Origin of the sequence: Streptomyces sichuanensis (genome assembly GCF_020328095.1) — a bacterium.
Lineage (GTDB): Bacteria > Actinomycetota > Actinomycetes > Streptomycetales > Streptomycetaceae > Streptomyces > Streptomyces cinnamoneus.
This window is the reverse complement of sequence record NZ_JAIXMK010000093.1, coordinates 18,136-40,314: the sequence shown is the minus strand read 5'-3', so window position 1 is coordinate 40,314 and position 22,179 is coordinate 18,136. Positions and strand designations below refer to the sequence as shown.

Here is a 22,179-nt window from a genome sequence, read left to right as displayed (position 1 = left end):
TGCAGACCGGCACCGCACTCCACGAGACCGACGACACCTTCGCCACGGCGACCGCCGACTGGGACCGCGACGGGCGCCCCGATCTCGTCGCCGTGAAGAAGAGCAGAACGGGCACCAACAGCACGGAAGTCCACATCCTGTCCGGCGCCGGCAACTTCCAGCGATTCGTCCTCCAGACCGGCACCGCACTGCACGAGACGGACGGCACGTTCGCCTTCACCCTGGCCGACTGGGACCGTGACGGGCGCCCCGATCTCGTCGCCGTGAAGAAGAGCAGAACGGGCACCAACAGCACCGAGGTCCACATCCTGTCCGGCGCCAGCAACTTCCAGCGGTTCGCCCTGCAGACCGGCACGGCCCTGCACGAAACCGACGACACCTTCGACTACGCCGCCACCGACTGGGACCGCGACGGACGACCCGACCTCGTCGCCATCAAAAAGAGCCGCACCGGAACCAACAGCACCGAAGTCCACATCCTGTCCGGCGCCAGCAACTTCCAGCGGTTCGCCCTGCAGACCGGCACGGCCCTGCACGAAACCGACGACACCTTCGACTACGCCGCCACCGACTGGGACCGCGACGGACGACCCGACCTCGTCGCCATCAAAAAGAGCCGCACCGGAACCAACAGCACCGAAGTCCACATCCTCTCCGGCGCCAGCAACTTCCAGCGATTCGTCCTGCAGACCGGCACCGCACTGCACGAAACCGACGACACCTTCGAGTTCTCCGTGGCCGACTGGAACCGCGACGGACGACCCGACCTGGTGGCCGTGAAGAAGAGCAGAACGGGCACCAACAGCACCGAGGTCCACATCCTGTCCGGCGCCAGCAACTTCCAGCGGTTCGCCCTGCAGACCGGCACGGCCCTGCACGAAACCGACGACACCTTCGACTACGCCGCCACCGACTGGGACCGCGACGGACGACCCGACCTCGTCGCCATCAAAAAGAGCCGCACCGGAACCAACAGCACCGAAGTCCACATCCTCTCCGGCGCCAGCAACTTCCAGCGATTCGTCCTGCAGACCGGCACCGCACTGCACGAAACCGACGACACCTTCGAGTTCTCCGTGGCCGACTGGAACCGCGACGGACGACCCGACCTGGTGGCCGTGAAGAAGAGCCGGACGGGCACCAACAGCACCGAGGTCCACATCCTGGGGTGACGTCGGTCAGGAGCAGCGTTTGATGGCGAGCAGGGCCACGTCGTCGTCGAGGGAACCGCCGGTGTGGGCGAGGAGGTCCTCGTGGACGCGCCGGACGAGCCGGCCGGGCTCGGTCTCCTGCCAGAGGGCGAGCCGCTCGGCGAGCGGGTAGAAGACGCCGCCGGGGTCACGGGCCTCGATGACTCCGTCCGTGTAGAGCAGCAGCAGATCGCCGTCACGGTACGTGAACGACTCGGGCGCGTACTCGCGCTCCGACTGCTCGCCGCCCACGCCGAGCGGGAGGGCGGGTTCCTTCACCGCCAGGGGGATGACCCCGCCCTCCCGCAGGACCAGCGGCGGAGGGTGGCCGCAGCTGATCAGCTCCAGCAGGGGTTCGTCGTCGTGGATCTCCAGCACGGCGGCGGTGACGAAGCCCTCCCCCACCGCCGGTTCACCGGGAGGGCCGTCCGCGTCCCAGTAGACGGTGTTGTGCAGGTGGGCGACGAGCCGGGGCAGGGGCGGGAATCGGTGGGCGGCCGCGCGGAAGGCGCCGAGCAGCAGCGCGGCGTCCCCGATGGCGTCCAGTCCCTTGCCGCGCACGTCGCCGATCATGACGCGTGTCCCCTTCCGGGACCGTACCGCCGCGAAGAGGTCGCCGCCGATCTGGGCCTCCGCCTCGGCGGCGACGTACACCGACGCGATGCACAGTTCGCCGATGCGCGGCGGCAGTGGTCTGAGCAGGACCTTCTGCGCGGCGTCGGCGACGGAGCGGACCTGGTCCATGGCCTGCTCGTGGCGTTCGTGGACGATGCGGAAGGCCACGATGAAGACGGTGGCCAGGAAGAGGGCGACGGTCTGCGCCTGGTGGTCGGGCGTCGCCACCCGGCCGAAGACCAGTCCGAGAGCGATCTGGCCGGCGACGGCGAGCGCGCCGACGAGGGCGGTCAGCCGGGCGCCGCCGATGGCCGCGGTGAGCGCCGGTGCGGCGACGAGCAGCGGTCCCAGGTGGATGTCCGGGCCGGTCACCAGGTCGAGCACCATGATCGCCGCGATGACGCCGAAGGGCATGGCGATCAGCGCTCTGCGATGACGCCACGGCTGACGGGGGCCCGGCGGACGGTGCTGAAGGCGCATGCTCCCTGCTTACCTTCCCGGCGCTCCGGGTGCCGCCCGACACGTCCGGCCCGCTCCCCGCTTCCCGGGCCGGAGGCGTCCCGGCCGAAACCCGAAGATTTATCCTTGAATTAAAGCTATACCCGCCGGGGCGGCCCCGCACGGTGCGCGGCCGCCCCCGCAGGGTCGGTGACCCGGGACCGGGCGGGCTCAGATCCGCGGGTCCTCGACGGCCGGGACGGCGTCGGCGGGGGCGTGGTGCCCGCCGGTCGTCAGGGACCGGTCCGCGGCCGGGGCGGACCGCTTGCCGCAGAAGGCGGGTTCCAGCGCGCCCATCAGGCCCTGGGTGACGGAGCCGTTGTTGGAGGCGTTGGCGAAGACGACGACCGTCCGCTTGCCGTCGGCCGTGGTGAACGACTGCGTCTGGTAGCCCTGGACGATGCCGCCGTGGCCGAGCACCTTGCCGCAGGACAGGGAGATCTCCCGCAGGCCCAGCCCGTAACCGATCTTCGCCGTGGGGGTGGGCAGCGCGCTCTCCATCTGCCGCAGCGACGCGTCCGAGACCAGCCCGCCGGCGCTTCCGGCGACCAGGGCGGTGAGGAAGCGGTCGAGGTCTGCAGCGGTGGAGATGACCGCCCCCGCGGCGCCGACCCAGGAGGCCGTCTGCTCGGTGGAGTCCAGCAGCGGCTTGGACCGGTCGTCGTTGGTCAGGTAGCCGGTGACGTGCGGGCCGGCAATGGCCTTCTCGGGCACGACGTAGGACGTGCTGTTCAGCTTCAGCGGTTCGATGATCTGCTCGCGCAGCACGTCGCCGTAGGGACGCCCGGTGAGGTGCTCGACGGCGAGGCCCATCAGCACGAAGTCGGTATTGGAGTAGGCGTACTTGGAGCCGGGCGCGTACTGGATCCCGCGCTTCACGGACATCGCCACAAGGTCCTTGGGATCGTAGACGTTGTTGCGGATGCGCTTCTCGTAGACGTCCGTGGTCTCCTCTCCGGGGTGCTCCAAGAGGTCGTTGGTGTGGTCGTACACCCCCGCACGGTGCTGCATCACCTGGCGTGCGGTCATCCGCCAGCCCAGCGGAAGCGTGTCCTCGGGCAGGTAGTCGCGCAGCGGCTTGTCCAGGTCGAGGCGGCCTTCCTCGACGAGGCGCATGACCAGGACCGACGCGAACATCTTGCTGTTGCTGCCCACTCTGAAGCGCCAGTCGGCGTTCATGGGGGTGCCGCTCAGATCGGCCTTGCCGACGGTCAGCGACCGGTCGAGGCCGGGGTCGTCGTGATCCTTGATCACCGCGAACGCCCCCGGCGCGCCCGCGTTCACCGTGCGCTGCAGCGCCGCGCGCACCTGTGCCGCGTCGGGGGCGGTCGCCGCCTCCTCGGCGGAGGCGGTCGCCGCAGCTCCCGCGACTAACGCCGCAGAGGCCGCGACGGCCGCGACGGACCGCAGAAACCGGTTTCCTGCCATGGTGAAGTCTCCGTCTTCTCTGGTGACTTGAGGTGTCGCTGGTCCCTGTCGACCCACAGCCAATCATGATCGTATATGCCGGGAAAAGGAGATTTCCCACCGAATCGCTGTCGCAATACCGTTGCGTCACCCGGGTGATACATCCGTTTTGTATTTGATTAGTCGCTGCGCTACCTGCAGAGTTCGACTAAGCGGAAGCTCATATTCCGTTGGGATCCCAGTCACGACGGTTAGGGGAGTGATCGTGAAGGGTGGACAGAAGAACCGACTGGGGACGGGCCGGGGAAAGCGGCGGAGCACCGCGCGCCGCACCGACCGGCACCCCCTCGCGGACCAGATCTGTGACGCACTGACCATCGTGGTCGTCATCGTCGTCGTCGCCGTCTGCTCACCGGGGCTCAGCCCCGAGGCCCTGACATTGATCGGCGTGCTGGCGACCGTGCTCGGCCACCGGGAACGGGCGAGAGCCTGGCGGTAACCGGCGTCATCCGGGGCCCACTTGACAGTGGTTGCAGACTGCTTGCAACTGCTTCTGCACCACCGGCCACGGGAGGTTCAGCGTCATGACCATGTGGGCAGCCGGAAGACGTCCCCGCCGCCGCGCCCTCGGGGCGGCGGCCCTGCTCGTCGCCGGGGTCGTGGTGCCGGCCGGGGCCGCCGCCTCCGAACCGGCGTCCCGGACGGCCGGCGGTGGCACCGCGCGCAACGTGATCCTGCTGATCGGTGACGGCATGGGCGACTCCGAGATCACGCTCGCCCGCAACTACACGGTGGGCGCCGGGGGGCGCCTGCACATGGACCGGTTACCGATGACCGGCGCCTACACCACGTACGCCGTCGACGGCCGCGGACGGCCCGACTACGTCACCGACTCCGCGGCCAGCGCCACCGGCTGGGCCACCGGCCACAAGACCGTCAACCGCCGCCTGTCCAAGACCTGGGACACCGACCGGCCGCTGCCCACGATCCTGGAGCTCGCCCAGCGCAACGGGCTCGCCACCGGCAGCGTCACCACCGCCGAGCTCACCGACGCCACACCCGCCGCGATCGCGGCGCACGTCACCGACCGCAGCTGCCAGGGCCCCGCCGACATGAAGCGGTGCCCCGGCGACACCCGGGGCCGCGGCGGTCCGGGTTCCGTCGCCGAGCAGAGCGTCGCGCACCGCGTCGACGTCCTGCTCGGCGGGGGGAAGCGGGTCTTCGACCAGACCATCACCGAGGGGCCGGACAAGGGCCGGACCGTCACCCAGCAGGCCCGGCGGCTCGGCTACCAGGTGGTGACCGACGCCGCCGGACTGCGGGCGGCCCGGCCGGGCACGCCCGTGCTCGGGCTGTTCGCACCGGACGCCCAGCCCTCGGAGTGGACCGGCAAGCCGGCCACCACCGGCGGCACGGCACCCCAGCGGTGCGTCACCTCCAACCCGGAGCGCCCGGCCGGCTCCCCCAGTCTGGAGGCCCAGACGCGCAAGGCGCTCGAACTCCTCGACGGCACACGGGGCAACGGCCGCGACCGCACGGGCAAGGGATTCTTCCTCCAGGTCGAGGGCGCCTCCATCGACAAGGAGGACCACGAGGCGAACCCCTGCGGCCAGATCGGCGAGACCGCTGCGTTCGACCGTGCCGTGCGGGTCGCCCGCGCCTACGCGGCCGCACACCCGGACACCTTGGTCGTCACCACCGCCGACCACGGCCACAGCAGCCAGATCGTGCCGGTCGACTCCCGGCCGGCGGGGAAGTCGGCGACGCTCGTCACCGACGAGGGCGGCCGGATGAAGGTCAGCTACGGCACCAACGCGGGCGGCGGGGGCCAGGAGCACACCGGGGTGCAGGTCCGCATCGCGGCCCAGGGCCCGCAGGCCCACCGCGTCCTCGGGGTCACCGACCAGACCGGGTTGTTCACCACCCTGCGCACCGCGCTCGCCCTGCGCTGACGGCGTCCGGCCGACGACGGCCCGGCGGGGGCGGCGCTCACTCGTGGAGCCAGAAGCCCGTCCCCGCCTGCCACACCGCGAACAGCTCGGTGTCGCCGCGGACTTCCACGTCCCGGCCGCTGCCGTGCCGCCCCCGCCCGTAGACGGTCAGCAGCAGGCCGGTGAGCGGGCCGCGCACGACGGTCGCGGCCGTGCCCCCGCCGCGGCTCCAGGCGAGGCGCTCGCCGCTGAGGCCGGCCAGCCACTGTGCGTCCGTCTCCCCGGCCGTGTCGGTGGCGCGGAAGTGCAGGCGACGGCCGTCCCCCAGCAGCCTCCGCAGTCCGGGGGCGGCCTCGAAGACCTCCGGGAGCGTGCCGAACTCCATCCATTCGTCGAGGGCGTCGACGGCCAGCTCCCCGGCCACGGCGAACTCCCCGCCGGCCGCCCAGGTGGCGTCCGCCCGGTGGACGGCGGTCTCGTGCGTCATGCGCCGGGCCCAGAACAGCGGGCTCGCCTCGCTCTGCCCCGGGACGGGCGTCCACACCCGGGCCGCGGGCCCCGCCGCCCGCAGGGCTTCCGCCAGCCGGCCGGCTCCCTCGGCGAGGTAGGCGTCCAGCTCGCCGGGGTCCTCGTCGGTGCGCTCGGGCACGTCGTTGACGAGGTCGTCGGGGACGGGGCCTCTCGCGCGGGTCTCCACGACCTCGGCGGCCCACCGGTGGGCGCCGCCGAGGTGCCGCAGGAGCCGGCCGAGGTTCCAGCCGGGGCACGTGGGCACGGGGGCCGCCGGGTCGGCGCCCCCGACGGAAGCCCTCAGCAGGTCGGTCTGCGCGACGATTTCGGTGCAGTAGCGCTCGTAGCTCAGCTGAACCATGCCGCCACGGTAGCCGACCCGGCGCCCGGATCAGCCGGAGGGCGTGGGGCCTTCCATGTGCTTGCTGATCCACTCGATGGGTCCCTGCCCCATGCTGGGCACGTACGTCCTGGCGTTGTGCTCGCCGTCGGGGATCTCCCGGAGCATGGTGTGGACGGGGCCCTTGTTGCCGTACGCGGAGAGGAAGTCCTTCGTGTTGGCCATGGCCGTCTTCTCCTTGGTGCCCACCTGGAAGGCGAGGTAGACGTCCGGTCCCTTGACGTCGATCAGGTGCTGCGCCAGCAGCTGGGGGTTGTTCTCCCGCTTCTCCTTGTCGTGGCCGGCCCACAGCGGGGAGTCCGGGACGATGTCGGGGCCGGAGGCGATGACGGCCTTGAACTTCCCCGGCTGCTTGAGCACGGCCTTGAGTCCCGCGAAGGCGCCGGAGGAGGAGCCCATGAAGGCCCAGCCGTCACGGGACTTCAGGGTGCGGAAGTTCTGCTTGATGAGATCCGGGACGTCCTCGGTCAGCCACGTGCCCATCTTGGGCCGGCCGGGGATGTCGCTGCCGTCGTAGTAGTTCTTGTCGTCCGCGTTCAGGACCGGCATGGCGACGATGAACGGCAGGCTCTTGCCCTCCTTCGACCACTCGGCGATCGAGGACTGCAGCTTGAGGTCGGTGCCCATCCAGTAGTTGACGGGGTAGCCGTTGCCGCCCGGGAGCGCGATGAGGACCGGGAAGCCGCTCTTGGCGTACTTGGGGTCGTCGTACTGCTGGGGCGCCCAGACCCACACCTTGCCCTTGAAGCCGGACTTCTTGCCGTCCAGCGTCACGACGCCGATCTTCGTGCCGTCCGCCAGGGTGTTGGCGACGCGGAAGTCGGCCTTGGGGCCGGTCGGCATCAGCGGTCCGGAGCCGCCGCCGTCCGTCCGGCCGGTGGCGGTGTCGTCCTGTCCGAAGCTGAGCGGGTCGCCCTTGTCGGAGAAGACGTCGAAGGAGGCGAGGACCGGCCAGGCGATCAGGCCGAGGGCGACCGCGAGCGTCACCACGACCGCCCACCGCCTGCCGCCGGAGGAGCGGCGGCCGGCGGGCCCGGGACCCGGAGGACGGGGCGTTCCGTCGGGTATGTGCGTCATCCGTCGTCTCCCCGCCGGGGGAGGGTGTCGTGTGCTGTAGCCATGACACCGCAGCGTGACGCGGCGCTCTAAGAGCCTTGTAAGAGCGGGCGGATCAGCGCGCCGGGGAGGTCAGGCGGTGTCGCTCGCGCCGCGTGCCGCGGCGACGAACCGGGCGATGAGGGCGGCGTCCTTCACTCCGCGGCTCGCCTCGACGCCGCTGGAGACGTCCACGCCCCAGGGGGAGAGCGTACGGACGGCGTGGGCGACGTTGCCGGCGTCGAGGCCGCCGGCGAGGATCCAGCGGCCCTGCGGGGGGACGAAGCGCGGGTCGGTCCAGTCCCACGCCTTGCCCGAGCCCGGGGCGGGGGCGTCCAGCAGCAGGAGGTCCTCGCCGAGCGCGCCGCAGCGCTCGGGCTGCTGGGGGTCGGGGGCGGTCGCCCGCAGCAGGGTGTAGCCCTCCGCGCCCAGCGCCGTGTAGTACTCGGGGCCCTCGTCGCCGTGCAGCTGGACGGCCCTCAGCCCTGCGGCGGCGGCCAGGGCCGCGACCTCGTCCAGGGGCTGGTGCCGGAAGACCCCGACGGTCAGGACGTGGGAGGGCACACGGGCGGCGAGTTCACGTGCCGGGGCCGCTTCGATGCGCCGGGGGCTGTCGGCGAAGACGAATCCGACCGCGTCGGCTCCGGCGCTCACGGCGGCGTCCACGTCGACGGCCGTCCGCAGCCCGCAGATCTTGATGAACAGCTCACTCGCCTCCTCGTCGTGGCCGTGAGGGAAGCCTACGTCAGGGGCGCGCCGGCCCGTCCGTCGAGCAGTGCCGTCCGTCTCATCTGCCGGACACCCGACCCGACCGCCCAGAAGTAGACCGCCGCGGTCACGGCGGCCACGGTGAGCGAGTCGTAGGGTGCGGGCAGCCTGCCGGAGCCCTCGAACGTGCCGAGCCAGGACAGCAGCGTCAGCACCGCGAGGTAGACGACCAGCCACAGCCCCTCGCGCACCTCGGTGGCGAGGGGACGGCCGTCGTGGCCGGAGCGCCGCATGACGAGGAAGAGCAGCAGCCCGGCGAGGACGAGGGGCAGGGCCAGGCGCAGGTCGTGCCAGCCCGACCAGTACACGAACTCGCTGGAGACGACGAAGCTGACGGGGGCGATCCAGCCCAGGCCGGGGACCCAGCCGGCCATCTCCGTGCCGGGGTCGGCGCGGAAGACGGCGACGGCCACGGCCGAGGCCGCATAGATCAGCAGGTACATGTCGCCCATGATGCTGACGATGCTCTGCCACCCGCCGAAGGGCAGGAGGAAGACGACGATGACGGCCAGGTTGAGGACGAGCGCCCGGTGGGGGATGCCGGAGCGGCGGTCGACCTGCATGAAGGTCCGGGGCAGCGTGTGGTTCTTGGCCAGGGCGTAGGTGTGGCGGGCGTTGAGCGCCACACCGACGTAGGCGGAGCCGCCGGGCGAGACGACCGCGTCGGCGTAGAGCAGGCTGGAGAGCCAGTGCAGGTTGAGGACGAGCGCCAGCTGGCCGAACGGGGAGTCGAAGTGCACGCCCTGCCAGCCGTCGCCGAGCAGGTCCTCGGGGACGGTGAACAGGAAGGCCAGCTGCAGGGCCAGGTACATCAGCAGGGCGAGGCCGATGCCGGTGAGGACGGAGGCGGGGATGGTGCGGCGGGGGTTGCGGGTCTCGCCGGAGAAGTCGAGCGGGGCCTGGAAGCCGTTGACGGAGTAGACGATGCCGCCGCCCGCGAGCGCGGACAGGCAGGCCGCGTAGCCGTAGGGGGCGAATCCGCCGTGGTCGGTCAGGCGTCCCGCGTGCCACCCGGAGGCGAACAGGGCGATGACGGTGACCACCGGCACGACGATCTTGAAGACGGCCACGAGGGTGTTCAGCCGTGCGAACGTCCGTACCGCGAACCAGTTGAGCGTCGTCAGCAGCACGCTGAGCGCGACGGCGAGGCCGAGGCCGGTGGCGCTGAGCGTGCGGCCGTCGTAGATCCCGGGCAGGTAGTGGTCGGCGTACTGCATGATCGCGCTGATCTCGGCCGCGGTGCCGCCGACCGAGAGCAGCACGGACCAGCCGATGAGCGTGCCGACCAGCCGGCCGCCGGTGTACAGCGGCCAGCGGACCGTCCCGCCGCCCTCGGGGCGGGAGGCGCCGAGTTCGACCATGACGAGCGCCACGAGCCCGCAGAGCACGCCGGCGCCGACCCAGGTGAGCAGGGACGCGGGTCCGGCCGTCCGGGAGGCGTAGAGGGCGGCGAAGAGCCAGCCGGACCCGACGATGTTGGAGAAGCCGATCGCCGTCAGGCCCCAGAAGCCGAGGTCCCGGTGGAGCCGTCGTTCCTGCACGGCCTCCTCGGGGGCCGCGGCCTCCACCGGAATCTGATGGTCCGACATGAGGTGGTCCTCCTGGTGTCCCGTTTCCGGCCGACGCTCGGACCAACGTATTCCGTCCGGGTCGGCGCCCTCGCCCGTCGGGGGGTGCGGCGCGCAGGGCCGTACCCCCACCTGCGGGAGGCGAAGCCTGCGGATTGACAACGGGAGTGCGTCAATGGGTGCTCATCAGGTGTTGGACCGCGGGCCCCGGCCGCAACGAGGGTGGGGGCATGTCTTCCGCCCCTCCTTCGCGCAGCCCTTACGCCGCTCTCTTCGCCGTCCCCGGTGCGGCCGCCTTCACCGTCTGGAACGTGCTCGCACGGCTGCCCATGGGGATGTTCGGCGTCAGCGCGGTGCTGATGATCTCGGCCGCCCGGGGGTCGTACGCGCTCGCCGGGGCCGTCACGGCGACCGGGCTCGCGACGACCGCGGTCGTCGGGCCGTGGACGGCCCGCATGGTGGACCGCCACGGCCAGGCCCGCGTGGCGGTGCCCGCCGCCTCGGTCGCCGTGCTCGGTTCGCTGGGCCTGGTGGTGTGCGTGCGGTACGACGCGCCCGCGTGGACGCTGTTCGCCGCGTACGCCGCCACCGCGACCACGCCCAACACCGGCGGCATGTCGCGCGCCCGCTGGGCGCACCTCTTCCGCGACGACGCGGCGGCCCGGCACACCGCGAACTCCTTCGAACAGGCCGTCGACGAGGCGTGCTTCATGCTCGGTCCGGTGCTCGCCGCCTTCCTGTGCACGACCTTCTTCCCGGAGGCCGGCACCCTCGTCGGCGCGTGCACGTTCCTGACCGGCACGGTCCTCTTCGCCGCCCAGCGCCGCACCGAACCCCCGCTCTCCCCCCGCCCGTCCTCCTCGGGCTCCCTCCTGCGCGGCAATGCGGCCCTGGCCCTGCTGCTGGCCGTCTTCGTCTGCACCGGTGCCCTCTTCGGCTCGCTGGAGGTGGCGACCATCGGCTTCGCCGACGAGCAGGGGCACCGGGGGGCGGCGGGCGCGGTGCTGGCCCTGCAGGCGGCCGGATCCTGTGCGGCGGGGCTGCTGTACGGGCTGGCCCGCCCGGCGGGTCCGGCCGGTGCCCGCTTCCGGCGCTGTCTGGCCGGCATGGCCGCCCTGGCCCTACTGCCCCTCGTCGCGGCGGGCACCGGCAGCCTGCTCGCCCTGGCCGGCGCCCTCCTCGTCGCCGGCATGGCGACCGCGCCGACCATGGTCACCGGCATGGGCCTGGTCCAGGGCACGACGCCGCAGGACCGGCTGAACGAGGGCATGACCCTGGCGGTGACCGGGCTGCTGGCCGGCATCGCGGCCGGGTCGGCCGCGGGCGGCTGGAGCGTGGAGCACCTCGGGGCGGCCGCCGGCTTCGCCGTCCCGGCCACGGCCGCTTCCCTGGCCCTGCTCACCGCGGTGGCCGGCCGCGCCCGGGCCACACGCGGGGCCCCCGCGGCCTCCTGACGGCGTGTCGCCCCTGCCGGGGCCCCGCCGCGGGGCCCCGGGACGGCCGCATACCGTGCACCCGTGCACGGAACGACGACAACGGAGAGCGGGTCCGCGGCCCGGCGTGACCTGGGAGTCCTGCTCGCGGTGGTCGCGGCCACGGCAACCGGGCTGAGCCTGACGAGCCTGTGGTGGGCCCTGCCGGCCATGGCCGCCGCCTTCCTCGCGGGCCACCGCTCGGGGCGGACCTGGCCGATGGCGGCCGCCCTGAGCGTCCTGGTCGTGGCGGGGGCGGCCGCGGTGGTGAACGTCCCGACGCTGCTGGGGCTGGGCACCCGCTTCGTGGCGATGGTGATCGGCGCCGCCCTGCTGCCCTGGCTGGCGGGCCGCGTCTGGCGCCAGTACCAGGAGCTCGTACGGGCCGGCTGGTCCCGCGCGGAGCACCTCGAACGCGAGCAGCGGCTGGTGGCCGAGCAGGCCCGGTTGCGCGAACGGGCCCGCATCGCGCAGGACATGCACGACGCGCTCGGCCACGACCTCAGCCTGATCGCGCTCTCGGCCGGGGCGCTCAAGCTCGCGCCCGGCCTGGCGGACGCACACCGCGCGGCCGCCGAGGACGTGCGGGCGCGGGCGGCCACCGCGGTCGAGCGGCTGGGCGAGGTGATCGGCATCCTCCGCGAGGAGACGCAGGAGGCGCCCGCGGGACCCGCGGACTTCAGCATCGCGCGGCTGGTCGAGGGCGCGAACGCCTCCGGCCTGGAGACGGCGTTGCACACCGGCGAGGAGGCGGGCGAGGTGCCGGCGGTGGTCGAGCGGGCGGCGCACCGTGTCGTGCAGGAGGCGCTGACCAACGTCGCCAAGCACGCGCCGGGGGCGAGCGCGCGGGTCCACGTCGCGCACACGGCCACCGAGACGGTGGTGACGGTGGAGAACGCCGCACCGCCGGCGGGCACCGTTGCGGCGGGACCGCTGCCCGGGGGCGGCCGCGGTCTGGTCGGCCTGGACGAGCGGGTGCGGCTGGCCGGCGGAACGTTCACCCACGGCCCGCGCGGCGACGGCGGCTTCACCGTCACCGCACGGCTGCCGCACACCCCCACCGGGCAGCCGCCCGCCCCCGCGGGCGTCCCGGCCGCCCTGCCACCGGAGCACCGCCGGGCACGCCGCCGGGCCGGGCGGGCCCTGGCGGCGGCGGTCGTCGTGCCGGTGCTGGCCACCGTGGTGCTCACCGGCGCCCTGACGGTGTGGGGGTCGCTGACCCTCTCGCAGTCGGTCCTCGACCCCGCCCACTACGCGGCGCTGCACGTGGGGCAGAATCGCTCGGACGTTGCGGGACTGCTGCCGGCCCGTCAGCTGCCGTACCGGCCACGGGCGGCCGAACCGAAGGGGCGGGGGATCGAGTGCGCCTACTACGCGGTGACGGCCGACCGGTTCGTGGACGCCTCCGGGGACGCGTACCAACTCTGCTTCCAGCACGGCCGGCTGCTCACCCTCGCCGTGCTCAAGGAGTGAGCCCACGATGATCCGCGTCCTGGTCGCCGACGACGAACCGATGATCCGCGCCGGGGTGCGCGCCGTGCTGTCCACCGACCCGGAACTGGACGTGGTCGCGGAGGCCGCGGACGGGTACGAGGCGGTGGAGCTGGTCCGGCTCCACCGCCCGGACGTCGCCGTGCTGGACGTGCGGATGCCGCGGACCGGCGGCATCGAGGCCGCCGCCCGCATCCGCGACCTCGCGCCGGACACCGGGGTCGTGATGCTGACGACGTTCGGCGAGGACGACTACATCCTGCGGGCGCTGGCGGGCGGCGCATCCGGCTTCCTCGTCAAGTCCGGTGCGCCCGAGGAACTGATCGCGGGCGTCCATGCGGTGGCCGGGGGCGCCGCCTACCTGTCACCGAAGGTCGCCGCCCGGGTGGTGGCCCATCTGGCGGCCACCGGGGCCGGCAGCGCCGCCGGGCGGCGCGCCACCGCCCGCGAGCGGGTCGCCGCCCTGACCGCCCGGGAACGGGACGTGCTGTGTCACCTGGGCGCCGGGCTGACCAATGGTCAGATCGCGCGGCGGCTGCACGTGGTGGAAGGGACGGTCAAGGCCCACGTCAGCTCGATCCTGGCGCGCCTGGGCGTCGACAACCGGGCCGCGGCGGCCGTCGTCGCCCACGAAGCGGGCATGACTCCCCCGCCGGAGCCGTCCGAGCCCTGACGCCAGCCGGACGGCGAGCGGCAGCAGGGCCAGCAGGGCCGCTGCCGCCACGGCCCCGCCGAGCACGGCGCCGGCCAGCACGTCGTGCGGGTAGTGCACGCCCACCGCGACGCGCAGTAGCGCGGCGAGACCGGCCACGGGCAGGGTGACGGCGGCCAGCCGCGGGCGCACCATGGCCAGGCCCACGGCGAGCGCGGCGGCGAGGGTCGCGTGGTTGCTGGGGAACGACCAGTCCCCCACCTCCGGGCACGGCTCGATCGCCGTGACGCCGCGCAGCGCGCGGCAGGGGCGCTCCTCGTCGACCGTCACCTTCAGGGCCTCGCTGACCGCGTAGGCCGTCACCGTGCCCACCCCCGCCAGCAGCACACCCGCGACGGTGCGTTCGTCGCGTCGGCGCAGGGCCGTCCAGCCCGTCCACACCAGCATCAGGCCGAGCACCACCAGCGTGCCCTCGGTGGCCAGGCCGAGCAGCGAGCCCGCCCAGCCCGGCGCGTCGGCGGCGGCTCCCGCGACGGAGCGGTACGCCGACGCCGAGGCCCCGGCGGTCACCCGCACCGCGCCCGTACCGGCGGCACCGCCCGGTGCGGCCCACCACAGCACCGCGGCTGCCGCGGCCAGCACTCCGGCGGCGGCCGGCAGGCGCCACCGGGGCTCGTGGTGGCGGCTTTCACGAATCGTTCTGTGTTCCATGCGTCGAACCTATGGACGGGAAATCGGCGACACCCGACCCGAAGGGCAACCCCTGCCCCTGACGTTCGTCGGGGTTGACCCGGAACGAGCCACCGGATCTCGTCCGGACCGTCGCGCGGAGCGCACTCGCGTGCCAGCATTCTGTAACCGTCGGCGCCGTGCCGTGCGCCGGCGCAAGGGGGGCGAACGGCGTGCGGGAACCATTCACACGGCCCGTGGGGATCCAGGGCATCGAGGCGCTGTACCAGGAATGCCGCAGCCGGGTGCAGGGAGGGCGCGGCGATCAGGGCGGCCCCGGGCTGCCGGTCCTGGTGCTGGTCGGCAAGCGGGGCAGCGGCAAGAGCACGGCCCTGGAGTGGCTGGGGTACCTCGGCTCCCACCGGCCGCACGCCCTCTACGACTTCGGCTCGGCCGCGCCCCGCCGGCCCCACGAGATCGCCGGTCTGCTGGCCTACGGCCTCTCGCACCGCTTCGCCCGGCAGCCGGCGCTGCTCTTTCCCCGGCTCACCCTCGGCCTGGTCGCGGTGGACCCCGCGCTCTCCCTGGACCCCAACGACTCCAGGAGGGCCGGCCGCCAGCTGCGCCGCTCGCTGCAGGAGGCGCGCGACAGCTCGGCGGTCGCCGACCACGCCGCCGAGGCGGCGGTGCTGCTGCAGGACCTCAATCTGCTGCAGATTCCGGGGGTCGGCCTGCTGGCCGGCCTGATCCGGCATCCACCGCGCCTGCCGCTCGGCCTCGCCCGGCGCACCGCGCTCGTGTGGTACGCCGGACCGCACACCGCCCTCCACGAACTCGTCGCCCTCAACCGGCTCAGCAAGAGCAACGCCCCCATCGACCGGGCCTCGGTGGACCGGCGGCTGTGCGCGGCGTTCCTGGCGGACCTGCGTGGCGAGTACGCGCGCCGCAGGCGCGACCGCAACTGCGTGGTGCTGCTGGACAACATCGACGCCGACGGCGGCCGTGACTTCCTCGACCTGCTGATGCAGCTCCGCGACGTCGCCGACGGGCCCGACCCGCTCCTGGTCGTGGCCACCGCCTCGGACACCGGGAAGATTCCCGGCCCCTTCGCGCCCGGCCCGGCGGGGGTGGTGATCCACGCGCCCGAGGCGAGCTCGTACGCCGGCTGGGTGCAGGCCGTGCCGGATCCTCCCCCGGACACGTCGTGGCGCTGGTACTGCGTGGAGCTGCGCGACCTGACCGCCGGCGAGGTCTCGCAGCTCGGTGCGTCCGTGGCCCAGCGCCTGCCGGAGGCGCCCGGGCTCGTCCACCAGCTGACGCGCGGTCATCCCTGGAGCGCGCAACGGCTGCTCGACGCCGCTGCGCGCGCCGTGGGGCGCGAGGACCCCGAGGCGCTGCTGCGCGGGCTGCTCTCCGCGAGCGCCTCGGCCGACGGCACAGCGCAGGGGCCGCCCCTCGACGTCGCGGTGCTGGCGGACGTCCTCCAGGAACTGACCGACGATCAGCGGGCCGCGCTGGTGGCGTGCTGCGCGGCCCGCGCGTTCGACTCCGCGTGCGACGCCGGCCTGCTGGACACCTTCTCCCTGCACACGAGCAGCACCCTGGCCCGCGCCATGGGCACCCGGCTGTGGCTGGTGGATCCCGTGCCCCAGGACGCCGGGGCGCGCGGCGGCCGCGGCTCGGGCTATCTGGACGACTCCCACCCCAGGCCGCTGCCCGGTGGTCCGGTCCTGCACCCGTGGCTGCGGCTGCTGCTCTGCCAGGAGCTGGCGCGCTCGCCGCAGCAGTGGGAGGCGGTGCACGAACGATTAAGGACGTGGCACCTGCAGCACGGCCATCCGCTCGACGTGCTCTACCACGCCCTCGCCCTCGGCCGGCTGGACGACGTCGTCGACCACCTCGCCGGGCAGCTGGGGGAACTCGACCGCACGGAAGCGTGGTTGTACGAGCTGTACGCGATCACCGCCGCACCCCTGCGCGAACCGGTGCTGCCCGGGCTGACGGCGACCCTGCGGGCGGACCGGCTCGCGGCCGCGCTCGCCCCGCGCTCGTTCGCCGGACGGCGGGCCCTGACCGTCCTCGTGACCTCCCTGTGGCTGGCGACCGACCCGCGCAACCGGCTGCCGCGGGCGCGGCCCGAGCTCAACCTCACCATCAGCTCGATGTTCCAGGACCTGGCCCTGCGTTCCGACCCGCGCAGGGTCGGGCTCCGGCACGAGGCCGCGAAGTACATGTGAGCACCGCACCGCATCCCCCGCCTGTCCGGCCGGCAAGGAGCCCGATCATGCCCGTGAGTCCACGACCCGACGAACTGCGCCCGTGGTGGAAGGGGTGGCTGGGGATCGGCGTCCTCGTCGTCGTCGCCGCCCTCGTCGCCGGGGGCTCCCTGTGGCTGGTGCAACGGGCCGACGAGGCCGAGCGGTGCACGGACGGGGAGCCGAACCTGGTCTGGAACGGATCGGGGCCGGAGCGGGAGTGCATCGGCGTCATGGACGAGACGCACTTCGCGTTCGATCCCCAGCTGAAGGACATCACCGAGAGGATCGCCAAGGAGAACCAGCGGGTCCGCGACCAGTGGGAGAAGCCGGAGGCCGGCAAGCGACGGGTCCCCTACGTCAAGGTCGCCCTGCTGACGCCCTTGACGACGAGTGACACCAGTGCCCTGCCCATCGAGGAGATCAAGAGCAGTCTGGAGGGCGCCTACACCGCCCAGTGCCGGGCCAACGTGTGCCCCGGCCTGTCGCAGGACTCCCCCGGCGTCCACGGGACGACGCCCCAGATCCAGCTGCTCCTCGCCAGCGAGGGCAAGCACCAGGACCGGTGGCGGCCGGTGGTCGAGCAGCTGGCCGGGCTGACCGGCGGCAGCCATCCCCTGGTCGCCGTGGCCGGCCTGGGCATCAGCATCCCCGACACCCAGGCCGCCGCGGAGGAGCTCAGCAAGCGGAAGATCCCTTCGATCGGCGCCGTCCTGACCGCCACCGACCTCGACGCCAAGCGCCTGTTCAAGGTCTCGCCGTCGAACTCCGACTACTCCAGGGCGCTGCGGCAGCGCCTGGACAAGCTGCCCGCCGACCAGCGCAAGGGGTACCTGGTGTTCGACAGCCGCAACGACAACTACGTGCAGACGATGCGGAAGTCCTTCGACGAGACGTTCCCGGAGTACATCGAGAACCGCAGCGTCTCCTTCGTCGGGACGACCGGCAACAACACGGAGGGCGAGCCCGGGCTCTTCATCAACGCCCTCAACAACATCTGCCACACCAAGTCGGAGCTGGTCCTGTACGCGGGCCGCGGCCGCGACCTGCCCGGTCTGGTGAAGGCCCTCTCGACGCGCGGCCAGTGCGGCCACACCAGGCCCGTCACCATCGCGACGGGCTCGACGGGCGCCGTGCAGCAGGCCCGCCAGGTGATGAACCTGCTGAAGGGGAGCGGCATCACCATTCTCCAAGCCTCCGCAGCCGCCGCCGAGCAGTGGGTCAAGGGCGTCGAGGCGCCGACCGGCTTCAAGCCCTTCTACCAGAGCTTCAAGGAGCTCAAGTTCCCCGACGCGGCGCTCAGCGACGGCTACGCGATCATGCACCACGACGCCGTGCAGGTCGCCGTCCTGGCGACGCGCATGGTCACCGCCCAGACCGGCCGTGCGGCCCCCGACGTCGAGACCGTCTATCTGCAGATCACCAACCTGCACGACGCGGGCCGGGTCGCCCTCGCCAGCGGTGACCTGAGCTTCGACGACCACTCGGCGGGCTGGCCGCACAACAAACCCGTGCCCATGATCCAGGTTCCTCCGGCCGACGGGCGCCCGGAACCCGCGTACCGGACGCCCTGAGCCGGGGTGGGCCTGCGGGGACGGCTCAGGCGCAGTCCTTGCGGGCGCACAGCTCCCACGGGCCCCAGGACTCGGCGTGTTCGTCCTCGGTGATCTGCCAGGAGCGGTCGCGGTTCCACTCGCGGGCGACGATGCGCAGCCGCCCGTCGGTGAACTGGGTGACCGAGGTGGGCGAACCGAGGCCCGCGTAGGGGTCGGGCAGCTTGCCCATGCCCCGCACGGGCCCCCAGCCGTCGGGGCGGGTGGCGTCCTCGGTGCGCACCTGCATCGCGTCGGCCCCCGTGGCGGAGGCGAAGGCGTGCAGTCTGCCGTCGCGCCCGCGGAAGAGGTAGAGGCCGCCGTGGTAGGGCGCCGGGCTCAGTCCGAAGCCCTCGGCCGGGCTCCAGCCGTCGCCGTCGGGGTCCAGGACGGTGTGGCAGAAGCCGCCGCGGGAGGAGAAGAACACCTCAAGGCGGCCGGTGCCGTTCGCGACGGGGATCACCTGGTAGAGCTTCGGGCCGACGGCGGTGCCGCTGACGCGTTCCCACGGGCCGTAGGCACCGCCCGGCTCGTCCTGCTGCCGGTGCCAGAGGAAGGGCAGGTACGAGGCGGGGCCGGGCTCGTCGTAGAACTGCTGGAACTGGTCGGTGCGGCCGTCGCCCCGCGACACCGACACCATCTCGCCCGACGCCCGGTCGGGACGGCCGGGGCCGCCGGCGTCGGTCGTGCAGGGGGTGGCGGCCCGGGCAGCGGGAGCGGTGACCGCCGCTCCCCCGCACGCCAGCACCACCGTGATCACGCTGTTCAGCACTGCTCGTAACGGTCTTCGGTACACGATCGCCGAACCTCCCCGATCGATCCTGACGGGCGGTGCACATCCTTGCCCACGGGACCGGGACTGACCAGAGCACCGTGGTCCGGCGCCGGCCGCCGGGGACCGGATCAGGGCGTCGGCTCGCCGCGGGCCCGCCGGAAGCGGGCCAGGCCCTCGGCCAGGTCGACGACGGGGCCGGGGTAGCCGAGGCCGTCGCGTGCGGCGGCGGGGAGCAGCCACGGGCGGTGGACCGCGGCGCCCTCGATGCCGGCGAGCTCCGGCACCCAGCGGCGCACGTAGTCGCCCCGCGGGTCGAAGCGGCGGGCCTGGGTGAGGGGGTTGAGGACGCGCTGGGGGCGGGTGTCGCTGCCGGTGCCGGCGGCCCACTGCCAGTTGAGCTGGTTGTTGGCGACGTCGCCGTCGACCAGCAGGTCCAGGAAGTGTGCGGCGCCGACCCGCCAGTCCACGTAGAGGGTCTTGGTCAGGAAGCTTGCGGCGAGCAGCCGGGCCCGGCCGGGCATCCAGCCTTCGTGCAGGAGCTGCCGCATGCCGGCGTCGACGATCGGATAGCCGGTCCGTCCCTCGCGCCAGGCCGCGACCTCCTCCGGGGCGTGCCGCCAGTGGTCGCCGCGGGGGCGGTAGTCGTGGCGTGCGGCGTCGGGGCGTGCGGCGAGCATCTGGTGGTGGAACTCGCGCCAGGCGAGCTGGCGCACGAAGGCGTCGGCGCCCGCGCCGCCGTGCCGGCGGGCCCGGTGCAGGACCTCGACCGGTGACAGGCAGCCGAAGTGCAGGTACGGGGAGAGCCGCGAGGTCCCGTCGGCGGGGAGGTCGTCGTGCTGCCGGGCGTAGGCGTCCAGGGGCCCGGCCTCCCAGCGGCGCAGCCGCTCGCGGCCGGCCTTCTCCCCGCCCTCCGGGAGGGCCGGTGACGACGTGCCGGGGGCCAGTGCCGCGGCGGACGGCAGTGCGTCGGACCGCAGCGGGGGGACGGTGAGCGCGCGGGGTGCCGGGAGCACGTCCCGGACGGGCTCGGCCTGCCAGCGGCGGAGGTACGGGGTGAAGACCGCGTAGTGGTCCTTGCCGGAGGGGACGACCGCCCCGGGGGCCACGGCGGTGACGACGCCGTCGTGCACGCGCAGCTCGCGCCCCGCGCGGCCCAGGGCCGTCCGCAGGCGGCTCTCGCGGCGGGCGGCGTAGCCGCTGGGTCCGGCGGCGACGTGGACGGTGGGGGCGCCGGTCTCCTCGGCGACCCGGCAGGTCTCCTCGGCCACGTCGCCGTGGCGGAGGACCAGCCGTCCGCCGCGGTCCCGCAGGGCGGCGTCGAGGGCGGCGAGGGCGTCGGCGAGGAAGGCGGCCCTGTTGGGCACGAGGAAACCGGCGGCGGCCACCCCGCTGTCCACGACGAACAGGGGCACGACCTGCCCGGCCGTGGCGAGCGCCGACCGCAGGACGGGGTTGTCGTGCACCCGCAGGTCCGCGGTGAACAGGGCGACGGCGGTGCTCACCGGTGCTGGCGCGGGTGCATGGCGGCTCCGGGCCGTGCGGGGCGGACGGGGTTGCACGCAGCGTAGCCGATGCGCTGCTCCGCGTGGTGGACCCGTCGGCCGGCGGGCCGGGGGGCGGGCAGCGCGAAGGCGCCCACCCGGTCGTGCCGGGTGGGCGCCTTCGTCGGATCGGTGCGGTGCGGCGGGGTTACTCCTTCTCGGCCCCGGCCTGCTGCAGCGCGGCCTCACCCTGGATGCGGGCGACCTTGCCGCGGACCAGGAACCAGCCGCCGACCAGCGCCGCCACGATCAGCGGCAGGCACATGACGGTGGTGCGGCTCGCGCCCTCGTCGGAGGCCATGATGCCCAGCACGCCGGCCAGGAAGACCAGGGTGACGATCTGGGTGTACGGGGCCCAGGGCAGCTTGTAGCCGGGGCGGGTGACCCGGCCGTCCTGCGAGCGCTTCCAGAAGAGCAGGGAGCAGACCATGATCATGCCCCAGGTGCCGATGATGCCGATCGCGGCGAAGTTCAGCACGATCTCGAAGGCGTCCGCCGGGACGACGAAGTTCAGACCGACACCGAGGACGCAGAAGAACGCGGTGAGCAGGATGCCGCCGTAGGGGACCTGGCCCTTGTTCATCAGGCCGGTGAACTTCGGCGCGGAGCCGGACATGGCCATCGAGCGCAGGATGCGGCCGGTGGAGTACAGACCCGAGTTCAGGCTGGACAGCGCCGCGGTGAGGACGACGAGGTTCATCACGCCGGCCGCGTACGGCACGCCGATCTTCGACAGGACGGTGACGAACGGGCTCTCGCCGGCGACGTACTCGGTGAACGGCAGCAGCAGCGCCAGCAGGATGACCGAGCCGACGTAGAAGAGGCCCACACGCCACATGATCGAGTTGATCGCCTTCGGCATGATCTTCTCGGGGTTCTTGGTCTCACCCGCGGCGACGCCGCACAGCTCGACCGAGGCGTAGGCGAAGACGACACCCTGGATGACCATCAGCATCGGCACCACACCGGTGGGGAAGATGCCGCCGTGGTCCATGATGTTGGCCAGGCCCGGGGTGTTGTCACCGATCTTGTGCTGGCTGGCCAGCAGGAAGATGCCGACGACCATGAAGATGGTGATGGCGGCGACCTTGATGATCGCGAACCAGAACTCCATCTCACCGAAGTACTTCACCGAGATCAGGTTCACGGTGAGGACGACGGCGAGGGCGATCAGGGCGAGCACCCACTGAGGGATGTCGCTGAACATGCCCCAGTAGTGGGTGTAGGTGGCGACGGCCGTGATGTCCGCGATGCCGGTCGTGGCCCAGTTCAGGAAGTAGAGCCAGCCGGCGGCGAAGGCACCCTTCTCCCCCATGAACTCACGGGCGTACGAGACGAACGCGCCGGAGGAGGGGCGGTAGAGCACCAGCTCGCCGAGCGCACGGACGACGAAGAAGGCGAAGAGCCCGCAGACCGCGTACGCGATGAAGAGGGACGGGCCGGCGTTGTGGAGACGGCCACCGGCGCCGAGGAACAGACCGGTACCGATGGCACCGCCGATCGCGATCATGTTCACGTGGCGGGACTTGAGGTCCTTGCTGTAGCCGGCGTCACCGGCGTCGACGTGCGTGGACGTCGATGCCGGGGCGGAGACGCCGGTCTCGGTGTCGGCCGCAGTAAGGGTGCGGTCACTCATGTGTGTCTTCGCCTTCTTTGGAGGGGGTGCAGGACCGGGCCTTCTGTCGGTGGTGCCAGATGGCTTCCTGCGCGCGCGGCGGACGGGTCACGGCATGCGTGATCGTCACCCGCG

Annotated in this window: 17 protein-coding genes and 1 pseudogene; 8 read left to right on the top strand and 10 right to left on the bottom strand. The window is 72.9% G+C overall.

The genetic code is table 11. The annotated features are described in order from the left end of the window. Positions 1–1,172: FG-GAP repeat domain-containing protein (locus tag LE181_RS24005; RefSeq protein WP_225663562.1), on the top strand; the 1,172-nt coding region annotated here is incomplete at its 5' end. Positions 1,173–1,178: 6 nt separating this feature from the next. Here the strand turns inward: LE181_RS24005 and LE181_RS24000 are convergent. Further along, a complete protein-coding gene (locus LE181_RS24000; protein WP_225663561.1) occupies positions 1,179–2,285 on the bottom strand; it encodes a PP2C family protein-serine/threonine phosphatase in 1,107 nt (368 codons plus the stop codon). A 189-nt stretch (positions 2,286–2,474) separates the two neighbouring features. Further along, complete coding sequence (locus tag LE181_RS23995; RefSeq protein WP_225663560.1) at positions 2,475–3,731, bottom strand: serine hydrolase domain-containing protein; 1,257 nt, start codon at positions 3,729–3,731, stop codon at positions 2,475–2,477. Positions 3,732–3,975: 244 nt separating this feature from the next. Between LE181_RS23995 and LE181_RS23990 the strand changes: the two genes are divergently transcribed. Both LE181_RS23990 and LE181_RS23985 read left to right on the top strand, forming a co-directional pair. Beyond that, complete coding sequence (locus LE181_RS23990; protein WP_225663559.1) at positions 3,976–4,209, top strand: hypothetical protein; 234 nt, start codon at positions 3,976–3,978, stop codon at positions 4,207–4,209. 85 nt (positions 4,210–4,294) lie between these two features. After that, positions 4,295–5,662 (top strand): alkaline phosphatase, encoded by a 1,368-nt coding sequence (locus LE181_RS23985; protein ID WP_225663558.1) that lies wholly within the window; start codon positions 4,295–4,297, stop codon positions 5,660–5,662. Between the two features lie 37 nt (positions 5,663–5,699). Here LE181_RS23985 and LE181_RS23980 read toward each other — a convergent pair whose 3' ends face one another. The 4 genes from LE181_RS23980 to LE181_RS23965 all read right to left on the bottom strand — a co-directional run bounded on the left by LE181_RS23980 (position 5,700) and on the right by LE181_RS23965 (position 10,003). Next, a complete protein-coding gene (locus LE181_RS23980; RefSeq protein ID WP_225663557.1) occupies positions 5,700–6,512 on the bottom strand; it encodes a maleylpyruvate isomerase N-terminal domain-containing protein in 813 nt (270 codons plus the stop codon). Positions 6,513–6,542: 30 nt separating this feature from the next. Next, positions 6,543–7,628 carry an alpha/beta hydrolase gene (locus LE181_RS23975; RefSeq protein WP_225663556.1) on the bottom strand — a complete coding sequence of 362 codons (1,086 nt, stop codon included), beginning with the start codon at positions 7,626–7,628 and terminating at the stop codon, positions 6,543–6,545. A 111-nt stretch (positions 7,629–7,739) separates the two neighbouring features. Then, positions 7,740–8,351: a phosphoribosylanthranilate isomerase gene (locus LE181_RS23970; RefSeq protein ID WP_225663565.1), complete on the bottom strand. Its 612-nt coding sequence runs from the start codon at positions 8,349–8,351 to the stop codon at positions 7,740–7,742. A gap of 35 nt (positions 8,352–8,386) precedes the next feature. Then, positions 8,387–10,003: an APC family permease gene (locus tag LE181_RS23965; protein ID WP_225663555.1), complete on the bottom strand. Its 1,617-nt coding sequence runs from the start codon at positions 10,001–10,003 to the stop codon at positions 8,387–8,389. A 209-nt stretch (positions 10,004–10,212) separates the two neighbouring features. Here LE181_RS23965 and LE181_RS23960 point away from each other — a divergent pair, with 209 nt between their 5' ends. From LE181_RS23960 to LE181_RS23950, 3 genes are all read left to right on the top strand, one after another. Then, complete coding sequence (locus LE181_RS23960) at positions 10,213–11,436, top strand: MFS transporter (RefSeq protein ID WP_225663554.1); 1,224 nt, start codon at positions 10,213–10,215, stop codon at positions 11,434–11,436. 63 nt (positions 11,437–11,499) lie between these two features. After that, the gene (locus LE181_RS23955; RefSeq protein WP_372458476.1) at positions 11,500–12,927 is read left to right on the top strand and encodes a sensor histidine kinase; all 1,428 of its coding nucleotides are present in this window, start codon (positions 11,500–11,502) and stop codon (positions 12,925–12,927) included. A 7-nt stretch (positions 12,928–12,934) separates the two neighbouring features. Next, positions 12,935–13,618, top strand: coding sequence for a response regulator (locus tag LE181_RS23950; RefSeq protein WP_225663553.1), 684 nt, complete (start codon positions 12,935–12,937; stop codon positions 13,616–13,618). Between the two features lie 42 nt (positions 13,619–13,660). On the opposite strand, the pseudogene LE181_RS23945 reads toward LE181_RS23950, so the two are convergent. Next, positions 13,661–14,044 (bottom strand): annotated as a pseudogene (locus tag LE181_RS23945) (phosphatase PAP2 family protein); the annotation flags it as partial. A gap of 479 nt (positions 14,045–14,523) precedes the next feature. Here LE181_RS23945 and LE181_RS23940 point away from each other — a divergent pair. Further along, positions 14,524–16,503: a hypothetical protein gene (locus LE181_RS23940; protein WP_225663552.1), complete on the top strand. Its 1,980-nt coding sequence runs from the start codon at positions 14,524–14,526 to the stop codon at positions 16,501–16,503. A 47-nt stretch (positions 16,504–16,550) separates the two neighbouring features. Further along, positions 16,551–18,095: a type 1 periplasmic-binding domain-containing protein gene (locus LE181_RS23935; RefSeq protein ID WP_225663551.1), complete on the top strand. Its 1,545-nt coding sequence runs from the start codon at positions 16,551–16,553 to the stop codon at positions 18,093–18,095. Positions 18,096–18,120: 25 nt separating this feature from the next. Here the strand turns inward: LE181_RS23935 and LE181_RS23930 are convergent, their stop codons facing one another. From LE181_RS23930 to LE181_RS23920, 3 genes are all read right to left on the bottom strand, one after another. Further along, entirely contained in the window at positions 18,121–18,885 is a 765-nt protein-coding gene (locus LE181_RS23930; protein ID WP_225663550.1) for a PLL family lectin, read from the bottom strand. 131 nt (positions 18,886–19,016) lie between these two features. Next, positions 19,017–20,390, bottom strand: a complete 1,374-nt coding sequence (locus LE181_RS23925; RefSeq protein ID WP_225663549.1) for a cryptochrome/photolyase family protein — start codon at positions 20,388–20,390, stop codon at positions 19,017–19,019. A gap of 187 nt (positions 20,391–20,577) precedes the next feature. Then, positions 20,578–22,065 (bottom strand): amino acid permease, encoded by a 1,488-nt coding sequence (locus LE181_RS23920; RefSeq protein ID WP_225663548.1) that lies wholly within the window; start codon positions 22,063–22,065, stop codon positions 20,578–20,580. Positions 22,066–22,179: the final 114 nt, after the last annotated feature.